This window comes from Clostridium sp. C2-6-12, from assembly GCF_009928485.1.
Classification (GTDB): domain Bacteria; phylum Bacillota; class Clostridia; order Clostridiales; family Clostridiaceae; genus Clostridium.
Map to the genome: position 1 here is coordinate 125,540 of NZ_JAABNP010000008.1, position 17,656 is coordinate 143,195.

Sequence of the window (17,656 nt, forward strand, 5' to 3'; positions counted from 1 at the left end):
ATAATTTGCTGAATAATATAAAAAAAACACGAAAATTCCAGATTTTCGTGGATTCCAGGAGGCGAATCATGACCTTTGAAATCCACTAATTCTCACATAGTTCTTATTATAATGGTAACTCTCCTTACTAGTACATTCTTCTTCAAAATGAATTATATATTTTAATTTAACTTACTAAACGTTTAGTGAACTCTGAATTCATCTAATATTGTTGCTGCTTCTTCGTAGCTTATTTCCACAAGCATCTCCAAGATTTCTTCAAATGCCTTTGTCAAATCGTCATCTTGTTTTATTCTGTCGCTTAAATCTAAGAAAGCTTTTGTTATCATTTTTAGAACAATTGCTTTTTTCTCCCTTACTATTTCTGCAAACACATCGCAGCTATATTTATTTGTTCGCGGAGCATTCTTGAACGCATCTCTCACTGATAAAAGTATCTCCGGAAGTAATTTATCTAAGTGAAGTTTATAAATTGTAGTCAGTATCTCTTTTAAATGAAATCCGCCATATTTGCTAAATAAAACATTTAAAAATTGCTTATCTTGATAAGAATACCCAGATGGACATTTACTCCAATCTCCACCAGCACCATATGTAGTAATAGACAATATCAACGATTTGTACAATTCAACTCTAACCTTCTCTTCTTTTATTTCCACAATCTTACTCTCTAATAAGTAAATAATCTTTTCACAATTAGCTCGCTTGTCTTTATCACTATGTGAATCAAAATACTCTGAGAGTAATGACCCAAACACATCAAGATAAAATTTTATAGTTTCACTCGTAAATATTGAAAAATCAACTTCAGTAAAAAGAATGTCTAAAACGGCTATTGTCTTAATCTCATTTGCGACAAGTTCTCTTTGAAAGAAATCCATAACTTCATATAGTGGATAAACACCAAGTATATCATGTGAATGATATGTTTTCTTGTTTATTTTCCATACATTAATCATAGCCATAAGCAATTTCTTAACACTCATTGCAAAATCATTATCATCTAAAGATAAACCACAGTTAATAGCATAACATACTGTTGTTATATCATAATTGTCCATATCAAAATTTGATAAATCAAGCTTAGCATTATTAAATAAATACTCTACAATTATTTCATCTTTTTGGCTTTTATATTTTTTTCTTTTATCCTTTTCTATATAAGAATCAACGCCTAAAAGTTTTTTGTGTGCATTTGGGATAAAAATAAAATCTTCTTCTTTTCTATATTTATTAATATATTGGGCATTGAATTTTTGATGATCCATTTCATCTTCTGCAAATTTAATAATTGTATTGAATATAGCCCTTGAAAGTTGTTGATTAGTCCTTAAATATAATTTTGCATAACGTGCTATTGCCTTTATTACTCCATTTTGCCCCTCATACAATATTAAATCTAGAATTAATTTCTTTATTTGTTTTTTTATTGTATCAGCAACATTTGTCTCAACTTGTGAAAAAAGAACCCAACAACAGCTATATTCGAAAATTAAACCATTCATCGAAAAATAACCTTTTATTCCATTTATCCACATTTCACAAAATCTTGCTCGTATATCATCATCAAGTTCCTTATCATTTAGAGCAATACTAATAAAACCAATGAGAACTTTACCATAAACTTCTGGCGTAATACAATTTTCACTTGTTTTTAATATCAAATCTATTGCGTCAAGGCAATCTTTTAATTCAAATTCTTTTCTGCTAATTTTTTTGTTACAATCTTCTATTAATGATGATATGTTTTTTTCTGGCTGTCTTTGTTCTTTATTTTTAATTGTTATCTTCTCAGCTTCGCCTGTGATAGTTGGACACAATGCTATGGTAGTATCGTTAACATTTACTGCCTGTGAAGTTCGTAAATCCATCTTTTGAATTTGCAAATAACTAATTGCATGTTCTTTATCATTTGGCACAATAGAATAGAGATAGTCTAAAATCTTATGACACTTTCCCTTAACTTCTTCACTATAATAAATTTGAGAAGCTCTAACATAATCCAGCAAATTATATGGCTTCATATCCTTTTTCTTATACCTATCAGTAAGTGAAAATGGCATGCTCATCATCATCATTATTTGTTTTTCAAGTATTTCTAACGCTGGATTTTTTATTAATAAAGAAAGTCTTGTTAAGTCATTAAGAATGATATCAATATTTGTTGTTAATTCTAGTGCATAGCCAGGCAATTTTTCACAAAACTCCATTCCTATATCAGCAATAATAGTTAGGAATGCTATATTGTTTGATTTTTCGTAGATAAGCTTTTTCACATTTTCAGCAAATTTAGCAGTTTCTTTATTCACAACAGCATCGTTTTCTATAACACTGCGCAGCTCTTCTTTTAAGCAATATATTAAATCACTTATAACCATTGGCATTCTGTCCTCTTGCGTTGTTACTAACCACATTTCTGTAAAACCTAAATAAGACTTTTTTACGTTATCTTCAATAAAATTAATTTCATAAGTTGGTAAATCATCTTCATGTTTTTCTGCCAAATCTAATACTGATTTATTAACAAAATTAATTGCCCAATTCAAGCCTGTCCAAAAATTCTTTTTGAACAAAATATAAAAGAAATTATTATCTATTACATCGTTCCGAGTAGCTCCATATTCATATTCTTCTGCCCTTTCACTTAACCCGTACTGGTAGGATATATCATCTCTATCCCTTTCCATTTCATAGAAATAGAAGTTATCTTGATTATGGTTATTCTTAGGTGAATATGTCCAAAACATTTCTGCAAGATTACATAATTCCATTGGCAAATGCTCTGCTAGCTTCGTATGCTTAAACTTGAGAGTGTCCTTAATAATATCTTTCGCAAGTCGTTTCTTATCGCGATTATCACCATTATAGTAAGTCTTTAACCTATCCCAAAATTCTTTTATCCATTCTTTAGAATATTCCACCATTAGATAAACAGGTGTAAGCAACCCATTTACTATATCATCTAATTTATAATATTTTTTTTCTTCACATTCCATTATATATTTATCAATAATATGTTCCAAAATATTGCAAGTATTTTCTGCTGTTTGTTTTTCATACAACTGTACCTTGGAATAATCTGAGCAGATTTTTTCTAAATCTAAGCGTAAAATTTCATCTTTTTGGTACAATTTATATTCTGAAATTAAATTTATCAAGCTACCTCTCCCTTGTCCACTCGGTAGTAACTGAATGTAAGGAATCAATTTTGCAAAAAAGCTATTGATTTCAAATGCATATAAGTTTGTTGTTTTGAGAAAATCATCAAGCCTACCGTTTTTAATTATTGTTTGCCCATACTCACAAAAAAATTGGCTACAATATCTTGATTTAACTAAGCCTATTTCTGTTTGTTTTCTCCAATTTTGTGGCATTTTATCTGAAAAAACTAACTCGTATAAGAATTTTTCGCGGTTATTTTCCGCAAATAATTTATTTGAAATCCAAATTTGATAACGCCTATAAATACACCTGCCAAAAGTTTCTATCTCCTCAAAAAATTTATTATATTTACCTTTGCATTTATTAAATTCATTATCTAGATGTTGCTCAAAGCAAATATCTTCAAAAATATCGTATTTCAATCTAACAGTCTTTCCGTTGCTGACCAATATTCCTTTTGAAATTAGATTTTTTAATATTCTTGTATCGTATTCTGAGATGATTGCACCAAGCGAAAAATCCTTAGCTCTAGTAAAAACTATTGACTCAATGACTTTCTTAACCTCGTTCTCACCTAAACAGATTATATGCTGCCAAATATACTCTCTTAGCTGATTTTCATCAAAAATATTATCAATGTCTGTAATTTGTGAAACTATCAAATTTATATAAAATGGCGATTTCAGAAGTTCAGTATAGGAATTCATGTCCAACATTTTTTTAATAATTGGATAGTTATTTGCAATCGCCAATTGTTCTGTTATCATTAATTCGGAGACTTCATATGAATAAATTGAATAATTACTCTCTATTTTCAAGAAAGCGTTTTTATCACTTGTACGGCATGAAGTGATTATTTTTGATGAAGGATATTTTTTTGCAGATTCATATAGAACGCATAATAGATCTAATTTAGTTCGGCTATCAGCAATAAATTCAAGGGAATCAATAAAAAAAATAACTGGCTTGTCACCTAGATATTCAAGCGTTTGCCCAACATTAAACCCCCAAATGTTGTTTATGTCCGTTTCTTCAAGAAACCTTTCTGCCCTTGCATAAATTAGATTTACTTCTTCTTCAACAATCTTCTTACAAAGAACGGACTTGCCACTACCAGCTCCTCCTTGAATAGAAATATTATTATGATTAGCTGCTTTTATCTTAGAAATAAGTTCACTTCGATCTATTTCATATTCATTATTTATTTTACAATCTATATTACCTAATCCTATGGTTTTGCTATTCTCAATAGCTTCTTGAAGTTTATATGCATTATCTTTAATACTCTCTATTTCCAGCTTAAGCAGTTCATATAAGGAAATTTGAAACTCCAGATTGTCTATTGCTTTTTGAAGAATATCCTTTGTTGTAATTAAGTCGCTTGCTTTAGTAAAGGAAATACTACCTATCTGGTTATTTCCTTTATAGTCCTTTACTTTGTCCACACTCTCATTATTAAGCACGAAAAACTTTACATTTGTCAACGTGTTAATTTCAACTCGCTTTGAATCCCTAATGTTCTCAAGAGTTGTTTTTATCTTTGCAGGAATGTCCTTGGTCGTACTCACTTGAATGTAAATTTGCTTATCCGCTGAAATTAAATCAACGCAAGGATAAGTATATGTATCAATATTTAAATTACTAAGCTTCTGACCAAAGTATAAACCTCCAACTTCAATTGCAAATAATTCAAACAATTTAGCAGCATCAAAAAGTCCGTTGATGTTAAGCAACTTGATTTTCTCTTCATAGGCAGAAATGTAATCTGCGATAAATTGAATTCGCTTATCAGATTCTTTCAATCATATCCCCCCTCTAACTTCTTTGTATTGTCGCCGTCAGCCTTCTGCAATCCACACTTTAAATGCCCGCATAGTTCATATCCTAACGGCACATGTGATACCAATGCTTCATCAGTTCACAATAAAAACTAGGCTATTTCATTTCAACCGCTTCTTAACATTCTAATTATGACATAACTATCAATTTTACAAAATATTTTTCCTCCATAATAACCAATTTCCTTAATTTACTGGAGACTGTTGCTATAGCAACACGATATTTTTAACGTGCTTTTAGTAAATAAAAAATGACGTTTAAACCTGATGAATCATTTGAAATAAAACATATATATTATAATTCTATATCTTTGGGAGATTTGTTTTAATAAAAAGCATTTTTTCCAACCTTTATCTAATATAACTTTTTTAAGAAATAATAATAATAAAATTAATTCAATTTCTTATCTATAATTTTTATTAATCCTATATTATCCTCCAGGCTTTCGCTATCAGATAACTGTACCTTCTCATCTAATTAAAATTCACCATTGGCAGAGGCAGAGCTACCCCATAACAATACAATACACGACCACCTATAAGCAGCTATTCAAGCCACATACAAATGGTCGTGGTTCTCATGGTGGAGGCGAGCCGCAACTAGCCTCCAATTAATTATTCAACTTCTTAGCCTCAGCCACCAACCTATACAAAGTATTCATAGCCTCCATAGGATTTAACCCTAAAATATCAACTTCGCTAACTTCCTTAAGAAAAGCTTCCTTTTCCATAAAAGCAAAATCCAACTGCATATTATTAGAAACGTCCTTATGCTTATGTTTCTTATGAGTACTTTCTTCTTTAACTACAGCATTATCAAAGCTCTCATCCTCTAGCTTATTTTCAACCTTATTAGAAGAATCACTTTCAACCTTAATTTCCTCTACAGTTTCATTAACTGTTTGATTTGCTATTTCTAAAGCCTTTTCAGAACCATATTCATCATTATTAGCAGAACCACTATCAACAGCCACTTCATCACTACTTCTAAATTCTCCATTAGTTACCTTATGAATATCAAAGCTATTTTCCCCTTCAATACTCAACAGTATTTCTCTAGCTCTTTCAATTACCTTTTCAGGAAGTCCAGCTAGCTTTGCAACTTCTATACCATAGGATTCATCTGCTCCGCCTTCTACTATTTTTCTTAGGAATATTACGCTGTCTTTCATTTTCTTAACTGCTACAGAGTAGTTTTTAACTCTTGGAAGGATTCCTTCAAGTTTTACTAATTCATGATAATGTGTTGCAAATAGGGTTTTGCATCTTAAATTATCATTTCCTGTTATATATTCTATTACAGACCAAGCTATTGAAAGTCCATCATAGGTTGAAGTTCCTCTTCCTACTTCATCTAATAGAACTAAGCTCTTTGAAGTAGCATTTTTTAATATGTTGGAAACCTCCCACATTTCTACCATGAAGGTTGATTTACCACCTGCTAAGTCATCTGAAGCTCCAATTCTTGTGAATATCTTATCGCAAATTGAAATATTGGCTGAAGCTGCTGGTACAAAGGAACCTATTTGAGCCATTAAGGTAATAAGTGCCACCTGTCTCATATATGTAGATTTACCTGCCATATTAGGACCTGTTATAAGGAGTAATTCTTTATCTGTTTGATTTAACTTAGTATTGTTAGATACAAACTCACCTTTTCCTATTACCTTTTCAACAACTGGATGTCTTCCGTCTTGAATTTCAATTAAACCTTCTTCATTGATTTCTGGTTTAACATAGTCATTTTCAAGAGCTACTAAAGCTAAAGTAGATATTCCATCTAAATTAGAAATTATTCTAGCACTTTTCTTAAGCCTTGAAATTTCTTTTTCTATTGAATCACGTATTTCTACAAATAAACCATATTCTAAATTAATTAGTCTTTCTTCAGAGCCTAAGATCTTATCTTCCATTACCTTTAGCTCTTCTGTTATGTATCTTTCAGCATTTGCTAAAGTTTGTTTTCTTACATATCTTCCTTCAGGAATAGAATTATAATTTGATTTTGTAATTTCTATATAATATCCAAAAACCTTGTTATAACCTACCTTTAAGGATTTGATTCCAGTAAATTCTCTTTCACGATTCTCTAGAGCTGCAATCCATTCCTTACCATGAAGCTTTGATTCCCTTAATTCATCTACTTCTGCATTATAGCCATCTTTAATTAAGTTTCCTTCTTTTATGCTTAAAGCTGGTTCTTCATTAATAGATGCTTCTAATAAACTTCTTACATCTTCTAATTCATCTAAATCTCCATAATATTCTTTTAAAAGGTCTGACGATGCATTTTTTAATAGTGCTTTAATTCCAGGAATTTTTTCTAAAGAAGCTTTAAGTGATAACATATCTTTTGCATTTACATTTTTATTAGATATTTTACCTACAATTCTTTCTATATCATAAATTTCCTTTAAAGCTGTTCTTAAATCTTCATTAAAGCCTATAGAATTAAATAATTCATTAACTCCATTTAATCTTTTTTCTATTTCTGATTTAATGATTAATGGTTCTTCTATCCATTTTCTTAGAGTTCTTCCTCCCATGGAAGTTGCACTTTTATCTAGCACCCATAAAAGAGATCCTTTTTTGCTTTTTTCTCTTATACTTTCAGTAAGTTCAAGGTTTCTTCTTGAATTACCATCTATAGTCATGAAGTTAACTATTTCATATTGTTCTAGTAAATTGATATTTGTTAAACTCATCATTTGAGTTTCATATATGTACTTAAGTAATACTGAACTTGCAAGTTCTCTTTCCTTAGTTAAACCTGCAACTTCTAAATATGAAAATTGTTCTAATAATTCTTCCCTTGTAACAAAAAACTCAGAAAAGTTCTTTTTAGAAATAAATGCTCCTGTTGAACCTTTAATTTCTTCAATAAGACTTTCACTCATATTTTCATCAACAAGGATTTCCTTAGGTGATACCTTTGAAATTTCATCTAATAAACTTATTTTAATATTAGCAAAAGAGGTAGTTTTAAATTCTCCAGTACTTATATCTGAAATTGCTAAACCAATTTTATCATCATCTTCACAAATAGCCATTAAATAAGTATTGTCATTTTCAAGAGAATTATTATCTACAAAAGTACCAGGTGTAATTATTTTTACAACCCCTCTTTTTACAATTCCCTTAGCTTCTTTAGGATCTTCAAGCTGCTCACAAATTGCAACCTTATAGCCTTTGCTAACAAGCCTTGGAACATAAGCTGCTGCTGCATGATGTGGAATACCACACATAGGAGCTCTTTCTTCAAGTCCACAGTTTTTCCCTGTAAGCACTAATTCAAGTTCACGAGATACAGTAACTGCATCGTCAAAAAACATTTCATAAAAATCGCCTAATCTATAGAATAGAATACAATCGCTGTATTCCTCCTTTGTTTTCATATACTCAACCATCATTGGCGTTAAAGCCATAGTAATTTCCTCCTTAATAACGTACGTTTATTTCTGCTGTTGTAACTTTTATATAATATATTAACTATTAGAAATATCTAAGCACTAATGAAATTCATAAATTTGAATTTGTACAAAAGAATTTAAATTATCCCAAATAAGTTTTTCTGAATTTGATTGGGTGCCACCAAAATAATCAATAAAATCTTTATAATGCGTTGCACCAAGTTTTTCATATAAAATTTTTGCGTTTGAGTTTCCTTTTACAATGCAAATACTCATACATTTATAGCCTTGGCTATAAGCATAATGACCTACTGTATTGATTAATTTTGTTCCAATACCTTTTCCTCTCGAAGCTTCAGAAACATGTAAAGAATCTAAATATAAACAAGACTCTATTTCGTCATCTTCTTTACAGGCAGAGAAACCAAGAAATTTTTCATCTTCATACGCAACAAAAATCATATGTCTTTCTTTTTTTAGATACTCTTGCCATTTTTGTATTCCATCACTAACCTTTAAACTATTTAAAAATTCATTCGAAAGCAATCCCCTGTATGTTTTCTTCCAATTTTCAATATATAAATTAGCAATCAATTCTATGTCAGAATCATTTGCCTTTCTAATGACCATTTTGAAACCACCTTTCAGCTGCTCTTTTTATTAGTGGAAAGTCCGTATTGTGGCATAGCCACTCTTTATATATGTGATAAGTCCCATATTGCAGAATAGCTGCTCTTCATAAATGTGTATATTCTTAAGAATATTAGAATATCTATTCTAAACCATATTACCATATATATGGTACAGAATAAGCGCCAAAAATGCGGCTTTAAGCACTATCTCTATAAAATCAACTAGCCTGTTGTCCTTTTATTTTAATATACGCATTATTTATTCTGAGGACTTTTGTCCCTCTATAACTGTTAACTGAGTTTATCCCCAGAACAATTATAACAATTATTCCAGGGATTTTCATTATTTTTATTTAGATTAATGGCTATGTATTAATATAATGTTTAAATATAGCCTTAAAATTACTCGCGGTATTGTCCGCTTATTACTCGATATAAGAAGATTGTGTATATAAATTAGGTGTGTGTGGTATCAAATTTCCTAATAAAAATCCACCTAAATACTTGGGGATAAAATTTTACAAAATGAAACATTTTCCATTTTCTTTTGATAAGAATAAATTTTAAATCAAACGATAAATCTAATACTAAATATTTATATTTCAAAAAATATATATGGAGGATTATAATGAAAATATTTAAAACAATACTAGCTATAATTATATTAACCACCTTATCAATAAATACTCTTCATAATACTATATATGCTAGAGCACAAATAATTTCAGTGAAACCAGTTAAAACAGCTGTAATATTATTTAGTTTTGATGATCCTTATATTTCTTTAGTTCGTAAAAGCTTAGAAGAAATTCAAAATAAAAATGAAAGTCAGATTAACTTTACCTTTTATGATGGTCAAAGAAATCAAGATATACAAAACACACTCATAGATTCTGTTCTACAAAGTGATTATGATCTTTTATTTTTAAATTTGGTTAATTTAGATAATAATACAGTATCATCAGTTATAGATAAAACTAAACAAAAAAATACTCCAATAATTTTATTTAATACTGTACCTTTTGATACTGAGCCGATTAAATCTTTTAACAAATCTGTAGTAATATCAACAGATTCTAAACAATCCGGTGTTCTACAGGGAGATCTTATTGTTAACGAATGGAATTCTAACAAAAAATCTATAGACCTTAATAGCGATAATATCTTTCAATATATTATGTTTAAAGGACCAGAAAATATAACTGTAACAATTGATAGAAGTTTATATTCTATCTCAACTATCAATAATTCAGGAATAAAAACACAAGAAATTCTATCAAAATCTTGTTCTTGGGATGAAAAATGTGCTGAAGATTCGATGAGCTTATTATTTTTAAGATATAATGGTAAATTTGATGCGATAATTTCAAACAATGATGCTATGGCAATAGGAGTTATAAAAGCATTGCAAAAATATGGATACAACAAAGGAGATAAATCAAAAAATATTCCTATTTTCGGAATTGATGGAATACCTGAAGCTATAGATTTAATTAATAAAGGTATTATGACTGGGACTGTTTTTCAAGATTCTAATGAAATAGCTGAAGCTCTTTATGCCATTGGAATGAATTTAGCTCATAATCGGAATCCTCTTGAAAACACAAATTATAAATTTGATGAAACAGGAGTTACAGTACAAATGCCTTATCATGAATATAAAAGATAATCAAGGATAAATTAGAGTAAACTATAACATTACCCTTCCCGATGCTGGGATGTGCATGGACACGATTCAAAACGTCTCTACATTTCGGAACTCTTCTGAATTTAAAAACTTTTACCACAAAAATGCAGCTTTAAGTAATATCTACTTAAATCTAACTAGCACAATTTGTTGAATCATCCAAATAACTCCCCATAATAATTATGTAAATTATTATGGGGAGTTTAATTATTTTTATTTAAATTAAAGGTTATATATTAACTCAACTGCACAATATGCTTATAGTGGGTATTATAGGTGGACAATCCCACCTATAATTTTTTAGACTATATTTTAACACTATATTAAAACATAGCCTATTAATTAAATTTAATCATGTAATTATTAAATTCATTTGAGGAATCTACTAATATAAAATTACAATTACTTAGTACCTCATTTGACCCTACATTCGTTTTTAAAACTTTTGTTGCTGTTATTCCATTACAGTTAGGATATTTTGAAGCCCAATCTATTAATAAAAATAATGCCTCAGTCATAAATCCTTTCCTCCTATAATTATGAGATATACTATACCCAACTTCAATATATCCTTTTTCGTCTGGAATTCCTTTAAATCCTATAAACCCTATTCCATTTCCATTCGCCTTATTAATAATTAGCCAATATGTATAACACACATGAATATATTCGCTCACCCTTTGCATTTTCTCTATTTTTTTTGATATTGCTACTTTAACAAAATCATATATTGCTCTGGTTCAATACGAGTTTCAACGTCATCAATTTTATCATTATAAATATATACTAGTTCATTAAAAGATAAAGGTTTTAACAATAATCTTTCTGATTCCAACATTCGCTTTCCTCCTAAAATCTCCTCATTTATATATCTTATATATTATAAAATAATTTACCATCACTAATTAATGATAGCACAAATTGTAAATACTGTATTATTTAATTTGCAACAATTTTCTATTTATTTTTAATAATATATAAATAAAGAAGAATGCGAATTGGTGTCATTAAGGATTTTACTTATAACGCTAAGCTTACAATTTAATTGCCTTAGTAGCAAAGAAAGTAGGTATATACTCATCTAAAGGCGAACCACCTACATCCTCATAAAAACCTGCAATTAAAAACCCGACATCAATTTGACCTTGTATTAAATCTTCCAGGGAATGTCCAAAACAAACTCCTTCCTTTGCAGTTACTTTTTTAAATTCTTCTTTTGTAAGGCTTGTCAAGTCTGAATAAGGTATCTTGTGTCTAACAACAAATTTACCTTTTTCCATCGACTCAAGATCAAAAATAAATTCATTCGGATTATTATGGCCAGCAATCATTGTTCCACCTTTTTTCAATACACGATATGCTTCCTTCCACACAGGCAAAACCGTATCTACATATGCGCCAGCAAACTGCATTATGAAGTCAAATGTTTCATCCTTTAATACAGATAAATCTTTCATATCACCATGTATGGTTTTAATTTTTAATCCATCACGTTGAGCAACAAACTCGTCCTTTTCTAGCTGCTTTTTGCAATTATCAAATACTATAACCTCTGCACCCAATGCAGCAAATATTGGCCCTTGCTGTCCACCCCCGCCAGCCAAACACAAAACTTTAATATTATTAAAGTCTTTAGGGAACCAACTTTTCGGAACATGCTTTGTTGGTGTAATAACAACATCCCATACCCCTTTTTTTGCCAACTCAATAGTCTCACTACTTACTGGAATAGTCCATTGGTAATTTGCATCTGAAAAATTATCCCATGATTTTTCGTTGAATTTTATATAATTATCTATATGTTTCATCTTAACACTCCCTGCTTATTAATAGCTTATACTTCACAATAATTTACTATTGCGCAATGTTTAAAATATAAAAAACACCGCAATTCAATGCGGTATTTTCAATATTTTTTTATTTATTGGGCGATGTTTTTATGTACTATAAATAGATTATACCTATTTATTCTATAGATATCTTCGTATCCTCGCTTCGTACAAATGTATTACACTTATTGCAATGATAACTGTTTGTTATTATTTTAACCTCTTTACCAGTATTATCTTTTTCTTCTTTTTCTATAGTAGTCATTATCATGCTTGTTAACTCATTACATTTAGGACAATATTCATTAATCATAAACTTCACATCCTCTTAACAATATATTTTATATTATAGCATATTTTGTAAATACCAAACTATTTAATTTTAAAAGAACATCTTTTTAATTTACTGCGTCAAATCTACAAATTATAAATAAATATTTCTATGCTTTTGTAGCCTTCCAAATAAATCGCCATTGTTTATAACATAATCGCCCATCTATGATGTTTTCCTTTACTTTTTTATCTAACATCTGCTTATTTTCAGACAATATATAATCTGGATTACCAGGAAACGCTGTTAAAAACTTTGCAAATTCTTTAATATTAGGAAAAACTAATATTGCATCATCAAAAACATTTATCTCAATGTTAACAAAATCATTATCTGACAGTCTTTTTGAAACAATGTCAATAATATTAGGATATTCAGGGCAAATACCATAGATTATTCCTCCAGAGCGAAGAACTCGACTATGGTAAGCAATTGAAGTTGGTCCTCGCCTACAATATATTAAGTCAAATTTTCCATCTTCAAATGGTAATTCTTCTTTTGTTGTAGCATGTACAAAGTTTACATTATTTATTTTATAGTGTTCCTTTATGGAATTAGCAATCTTTAATAATTCTATAGACCAATCAAACCCAATAATATTATGAGCATCTTTTGCCATTTTAATGGCAAACTCTCCATGTCCACATCCTGCGTCTAAGGTTGATTTAGAATTATGTAATAATTGAACTAATTCTTTTTCAAAAACAGCTTCACCAGAAATTCCTTCAACGGTAAATACTACATAGCTCTTATATCCACCATTCCTTTTGGCTATCATACCATTCCATACCCATCTAATCATTTCCTCCTTAATTCCAATTTAGTTTATTCAATTTAAAATTAATTTTGCTTCTTCTATATAATTATTTCAAATATGACATATCACTCAAACGTCTAATAATATGTTTACCATCAGGATTTTCATTCAAAAACGATACTCCACCAGCCATCCCAAATAAATCACATTGATTCAGCATCTCAACATTTATACCAAGCCACAAAGCATTAAAAATGCTTAATGTATCTCCATGAGAAATTATAATGATATTCTCATGCTTATCTGATAATATTTTTTTTATAAAATGGATATAGTCTATTCCATACATCTCTTCGTGATTCTGCATTATGAAACATTTTATCATCTATGGTTTTTTCTTGACACTCTATGTTTTCTTTTAACCATTGTACTGATTTGCCTACTGCCATGCCCAAATTTCTTTCTCTTAATACCTCTGTAATTATTGGTTTAATATCCAAGTATTTAGAAACTATTTCAGCAGTATGTTTAGCACGTAATAAATCTGAAGAATATACTATGTATTCTTTATTTTTCAATTCAAGTGATAAGTTTGAACCTATTTTATTTGCCTGAATTTTTCCATGTTCAGATAGATCCCAATCCGTCCATGAACCAACCATACCATTAGTATGGTGAATTGACTGTGTATGCTGAATTGTAATAATGCTTTTCATATAATCTTCTCCAATCCAAAGTTATTTATCTTAACAATAATTTACCATTTTATATTAATTGTAACATACTTGTAAAAATACTATTGTTTAATTTTAAAAGAACATTTTTATATTTTGCTATGTTAAATGTACAATTGATGCATAATTTTCTTGAATCGCGCATTAAAAAAATCGCAGATTCAATCTCTTGAATAATACGATTTTACAATTTGTTATTTAATTTTATTAATTCATGATTTAAGAAAATTACGAAACATCTTTAATTTATTAAAATACTTTATCTAAAATCTGCTTCATATGTTCTACAAAATCTTTAAATTCATTGTCTTTATAAACTGATGGTTCAACCATACTATAATCAATTGCACCACCCGCCTTAAACGGTTCTTTTACATATCTTGGAAACAGATGCATATGTAAATGAGGAATTGTATTTCCATGAATTTCATAGTTTATTTTTATAGCATTTGTTATCTCCTTTAATGCCTTTGCAACAACTTGAACTTCTTTCATATAATTGAGGAGTTCACTTTCATTCAAATCATATAACTCAACTGCATGAGTTTTAGCAACAATACAGCATTGTCCCCACAAACAAGATGTTTTTTCAGTTGCAATTAGCCATGAGTTAGGAAACTCTTTAATTAAAACTTCACCTTCTGGATGAGGCCAGTTTTGACAAACAGGACACCCTTCAATTCTTGAGAATTGCTCCCACTTTTTTAGATTATTATGAAACCCCACTTAAACCATCCTCCAATATACATAATTTAGATTTCAAATGTACGCAATATTTTACTATTCTGTATTAATTATAACATATTTTGTAAAAATCTCATTAAACTTACTTATGGATTCTTTTTCCGCCAAAAGCTGAAATTGTTCGTGTTCCTGCAATATAACGTCCACCTTGTAAAGTTCCTTTAGGAACAAATATCTCATCACCTGGATTTAAAACAATTTCCTTTCCGTCAATAATTGCTGTATACTGACCCGCAACAACAACCGTATATTCATCAAATTCATGCTTATGTTCTTTAGAAACCCTATCTGAATAACATGTCCAAAAAGCCATTTGGCTACCATCTTGCCCCTCAAAATAATAACCATCAATGTCATCTGTATTTTGTTGACTACTACTGATATGATTTTTTTCATTTTTCATAAACTCTGGGAAATCTTTCATTTTTAATACCTCCTATTTTTACATAATACATAATAACTTACCACTCTGTATTAATTATAGCATATTTTGTAAAAACAATATTATTCAATTTACAAAGAACATTTTTATAATTTACTGCGTCCTATATTGATGCATAATTTAATAGAATTACGGATTAAAAAAATCGCAAACTCAAATCTCCTTGAATAATACGATTTTACACTTTGCTATTTATTTTCAGTGATACATAAATTATAAAGATTATGAATTAAACTAACTTCGTATTATGCTTATTATGTTTATCAAATTGCAATCCACCAACACACTCCAAATTTATCTATAACAGTCGCACAACACTTGCTCCATGGAACTTCCTGAATGGGATTAATAATAACACCGCCATTACTCAAAATATTAAAGGCATTACGAACCGCTTCTTCACTTCCCATCTCAAAAACATTAAACGTCATAGTTTCCCATTTCATTTTGTGAACTATGTTTATGTCACAAGGATTCGCTGCTTCACTTAATGCTAAAAATCCTTCGCCATCTACAGATAATTCACAGTGAGTATAAGCAGTTTTGTCATCATTTTTCATTTCAAATGTAATCTCTGCACCAAAGGCTTTACAATACATTTCTGCCGCTTCAAAACTATTTTTCACATAAACTTGAGTATAATTTTTCATATTTTCCCTCCTTGTAAAATATAAATAATGTGTAGTTCACTATCATTTACTTTTCTGTATTAATTATAGCATATTTTGTAAAAGTAGTAAGTTCTTCTTAAAATAATACGACTTCCAATTTGTTAGTTTATTTTTTTATACTACTCTTATCAAAACTAATTACAGTTGCGCCCATATTATCTGGAGTATCTTTACTTTCAAGAATAGCATATCTAATTGCATCATCTGTACTAACCTTTGTCATTTTAGGCGAATAACACGGCTTTCCTGGTACAAATTTATTTTTATCAGCGTATGTGTCATATACTAAATCTTTAATTACTTTACCATCAGTTTCATACTCTTCAAGTTTATTAACTAAAAATGTGCCATCCTTGTTGATTCCTCCTTTAATTACACGCACATAACCTTCATTACCATTATTAAATGAATCAATAAATTTATCTAAGGATGCTATGTTATACACTTCATGCTCTTTGCTATTATCTCTACTAATCATTATTACACTGCCATTTTTAAGGGATTTCTCGAAATTTCTAGCTTCTTCTATATCAGGCTTCTTTAAATCACTTATTTCTTGAAATGATGCTTCTAATTCCTTAGCTTCTTCTATTTTAGTCTTCTCTAAATCATTTTTTTCTTGAGCTGAAGTAGTTTCATTAGAAACTGTGGACTTATTATCTATAGTATCATTAGAATTCTTACTATTGGTACATCCACTAATTATTAAAACTACTGTTAATATGCTTACTAATAATATATATTTTTTCATTACCTTATCTCCCGAATTTTTTAGTTGCATATTATGCTTATTATTTATTTTTCACATTGCTATTATTTGTATACATGTCCCACATTTCTTTTTCTGTCATACCTTTTCCTCCGTTATTAAATGATAACTCACTATTCTGAATTAAATACTAAAACTTACAAAACCAATTAGAAGAATAGCAAATGCAATACCTATAATAATATTCAAACCTAAATCTTTATTTGCATTTTCAGACTTTTTTGCTATTAAAATAGAAACATAATTTATTATAATCATTGCAATAAAAACTACTAATGCAAATGAAATAAATTGACCAAAATCAAAAATTGGTTTTCTATCCATTAATTTTATTTCCATAAACGAATTAAATCCCATCATAACAGAAATTATGTAATAGCTTATTATATTCATATTTCTCTTTTTTCTTAAAAACGCATCGCCTTTTTCTCTGTATGTTCTATATAATCCTGGATTTATAAAACTCAAATATTTATCGTGATATTCTTGCTTAATGGTAAATAAAATAGCCATGGCTAAGAACATTATTGTGAATATCACTAGAGTTATACCACTCCCTAAAGTGCTATACATTAAAGCAATCATTAATATTAACAATCCCAAAACACTAATAAATCTTATGCTCATTTAACTGTATCTCCAATACTTTT

16 protein-coding genes are annotated in these 17,656 nt (G+C 29.3%); 1 reads left to right on the plus strand and 15 read right to left on the minus strand.

Going from position 1 to position 17,656, the window contains the following annotated elements:
- Window positions 1-182: 182 nt before the first annotated feature.
- The 3 genes from GXK56_RS08830 to GXK56_RS08840 form a co-directional block, all read right to left on the minus strand.
- Entirely contained in the window at window positions 183-4,964 is a 4,782-nt protein-coding gene (locus GXK56_RS08830; RefSeq protein ID WP_160687102.1) for an SMEK domain-containing protein, read from the minus strand.
- A 647-nt stretch (window positions 4,965-5,611) separates the two neighbouring features.
- Window positions 5,612-8,425 carry a DNA mismatch repair protein MutS gene (gene mutS / locus GXK56_RS08835; protein ID WP_160687103.1) on the minus strand — a complete coding sequence of 938 codons (2,814 nt, stop codon included), beginning with the start codon at window positions 8,423-8,425 and terminating at the stop codon, window positions 5,612-5,614.
- 84 nt (window positions 8,426-8,509) lie between these two features.
- Window positions 8,510-9,040, minus strand: a complete 531-nt coding sequence (locus GXK56_RS08840) for a GNAT family N-acetyltransferase (RefSeq protein ID WP_160687104.1) — start codon at window positions 9,038-9,040, stop codon at window positions 8,510-8,512.
- Between the two features lie 630 nt (window positions 9,041-9,670).
- Between GXK56_RS08840 and GXK56_RS08845 the strand changes: the two genes are divergently transcribed.
- Entirely contained in the window at window positions 9,671-10,711 is a 1,041-nt protein-coding gene (locus tag GXK56_RS08845) for a galactose ABC transporter substrate-binding protein (RefSeq protein WP_160687105.1), read from the plus strand.
- 356 nt (window positions 10,712-11,067) lie between these two features.
- Here the strand turns inward: GXK56_RS08845 and GXK56_RS08850 are convergent, their stop codons facing one another.
- The 12 genes from GXK56_RS08850 to GXK56_RS08895 all read right to left on the minus strand — a co-directional run bounded on the left by GXK56_RS08850 (window position 11,068) and on the right by GXK56_RS08895 (window position 17,633).
- Window positions 11,068-11,406, minus strand: a complete 339-nt coding sequence (locus GXK56_RS08850; protein ID WP_243156064.1) for a GNAT family N-acetyltransferase — start codon at window positions 11,404-11,406, stop codon at window positions 11,068-11,070.
- A gap of 32 nt (window positions 11,407-11,438) precedes the next feature.
- Window positions 11,439-11,567 (minus strand): hypothetical protein, encoded by a 129-nt coding sequence (locus GXK56_RS28530; RefSeq protein WP_279283097.1) that lies wholly within the window; start codon window positions 11,565-11,567, stop codon window positions 11,439-11,441.
- Window positions 11,568-11,763: 196 nt separating this feature from the next.
- A complete protein-coding gene (locus tag GXK56_RS08855) occupies window positions 11,764-12,537 on the minus strand; it encodes a class I SAM-dependent methyltransferase (RefSeq protein WP_160687106.1) in 774 nt (257 codons plus the stop codon).
- Window positions 12,538-12,694: 157 nt separating this feature from the next.
- Complete coding sequence (locus tag GXK56_RS08860; protein WP_160687107.1) at window positions 12,695-12,871, minus strand: hypothetical protein; 177 nt, start codon at window positions 12,869-12,871, stop codon at window positions 12,695-12,697.
- Window positions 12,872-12,998: 127 nt separating this feature from the next.
- Entirely contained in the window at window positions 12,999-13,691 is a 693-nt protein-coding gene (locus GXK56_RS08865) for a class I SAM-dependent methyltransferase (protein WP_202127849.1), read from the minus strand.
- Between the two features lie 61 nt (window positions 13,692-13,752).
- Window positions 13,753-14,013 carry a hypothetical protein gene (locus GXK56_RS28120; protein ID WP_243156068.1) on the minus strand — a complete coding sequence of 87 codons (261 nt, stop codon included), beginning with the start codon at window positions 14,011-14,013 and terminating at the stop codon, window positions 13,753-13,755.
- Window positions 13,946-14,362, minus strand: coding sequence for a histidine phosphatase family protein (locus GXK56_RS08870; RefSeq protein ID WP_243156065.1), 417 nt, complete (start codon window positions 14,360-14,362; stop codon window positions 13,946-13,948). The genes GXK56_RS28120 and GXK56_RS08870 overlap by 68 nt, the downstream gene beginning before the upstream one ends.
- A gap of 267 nt (window positions 14,363-14,629) precedes the next feature.
- Window positions 14,630-15,106 carry an HIT family protein gene (locus GXK56_RS08875; protein ID WP_160687108.1) on the minus strand — a complete coding sequence of 159 codons (477 nt, stop codon included), beginning with the start codon at window positions 15,104-15,106 and terminating at the stop codon, window positions 14,630-14,632.
- Between the two features lie 100 nt (window positions 15,107-15,206).
- Window positions 15,207-15,548 carry a cupin domain-containing protein gene (locus tag GXK56_RS08880; protein ID WP_160687109.1) on the minus strand — a complete coding sequence of 114 codons (342 nt, stop codon included), beginning with the start codon at window positions 15,546-15,548 and terminating at the stop codon, window positions 15,207-15,209.
- Between the two features lie 281 nt (window positions 15,549-15,829).
- Entirely contained in the window at window positions 15,830-16,216 is a 387-nt protein-coding gene (locus GXK56_RS08885) for a hypothetical protein (RefSeq protein WP_160687110.1), read from the minus strand.
- Window positions 16,217-16,343: 127 nt separating this feature from the next.
- Window positions 16,344-16,988 carry a DUF4362 domain-containing protein gene (locus tag GXK56_RS08890; protein WP_160687111.1) on the minus strand — a complete coding sequence of 215 codons (645 nt, stop codon included), beginning with the start codon at window positions 16,986-16,988 and terminating at the stop codon, window positions 16,344-16,346.
- 141 nt (window positions 16,989-17,129) lie between these two features.
- Window positions 17,130-17,633 carry a hypothetical protein gene (locus tag GXK56_RS08895; RefSeq protein ID WP_160687112.1) on the minus strand — a complete coding sequence of 168 codons (504 nt, stop codon included), beginning with the start codon at window positions 17,631-17,633 and terminating at the stop codon, window positions 17,130-17,132.
- Window positions 17,634-17,656: the final 23 nt, after the last annotated feature.

Bases quoted from the DNA above. Each gene is read 5' to 3' on its own strand.
- GXK56_RS08890 (WP_160687111.1), bottom strand. From the start codon at position 16,988: ATGAAAAAATATATATTATTAGTAAGCATATTAACAGTAGTTTTAATA.
- GXK56_RS28120 (WP_243156068.1), bottom strand. From the start codon at position 14,013: ATGCAGAATCACGAAGAGATGTATGGAATAGACTATATCCATTTTATA.
- GXK56_RS08845 (WP_160687105.1), top strand. From the start codon at position 9,671: ATGAAAATATTTAAAACAATACTAGCTATAATTATATTAACCACCTTA.
- GXK56_RS08885 (WP_160687110.1), bottom strand. From the start codon at position 16,216: ATGAAAAATTATACTCAAGTTTATGTGAAAAATAGTTTTGAAGCGGCA.
- GXK56_RS08865 (WP_202127849.1), bottom strand. From the start codon at position 13,691: ATGATTAGATGGGTATGGAATGGTATGATAGCCAAAAGGAATGGTGGA.
- mutS (WP_160687103.1), bottom strand. From the start codon at position 8,425: ATGGCTTTAACGCCAATGATGGTTGAGTATATGAAAACAAAGGAGGAA.
- GXK56_RS28530 (WP_279283097.1), bottom strand. From the start codon at position 11,567: ATGTTGGAATCAGAAAGATTATTGTTAAAACCTTTATCTTTTAATGAA.
- GXK56_RS08840 (WP_160687104.1), bottom strand. From the start codon at position 9,040: ATGGTCATTAGAAAGGCAAATGATTCTGACATAGAATTGATTGCTAAT.
- GXK56_RS08855 (WP_160687106.1), bottom strand. From the start codon at position 12,537: ATGAAACATATAGATAATTATATAAAATTCAACGAAAAATCATGGGAT.
- GXK56_RS08860 (WP_160687107.1), bottom strand. From the start codon at position 12,871: ATGATTAATGAATATTGTCCTAAATGTAATGAGTTAACAAGCATGATA.
- GXK56_RS08880 (WP_160687109.1), bottom strand. From the start codon at position 15,548: ATGAAAGATTTCCCAGAGTTTATGAAAAATGAAAAAAATCATATCAGT.
- GXK56_RS08895 (WP_160687112.1), bottom strand. From the start codon at position 17,633: ATGAGCATAAGATTTATTAGTGTTTTGGGATTGTTAATATTAATGATT.
- GXK56_RS08870 (WP_243156065.1), bottom strand. From the start codon at position 14,362: ATGAAAAGCATTATTACAATTCAGCATACACAGTCAATTCACCATACT.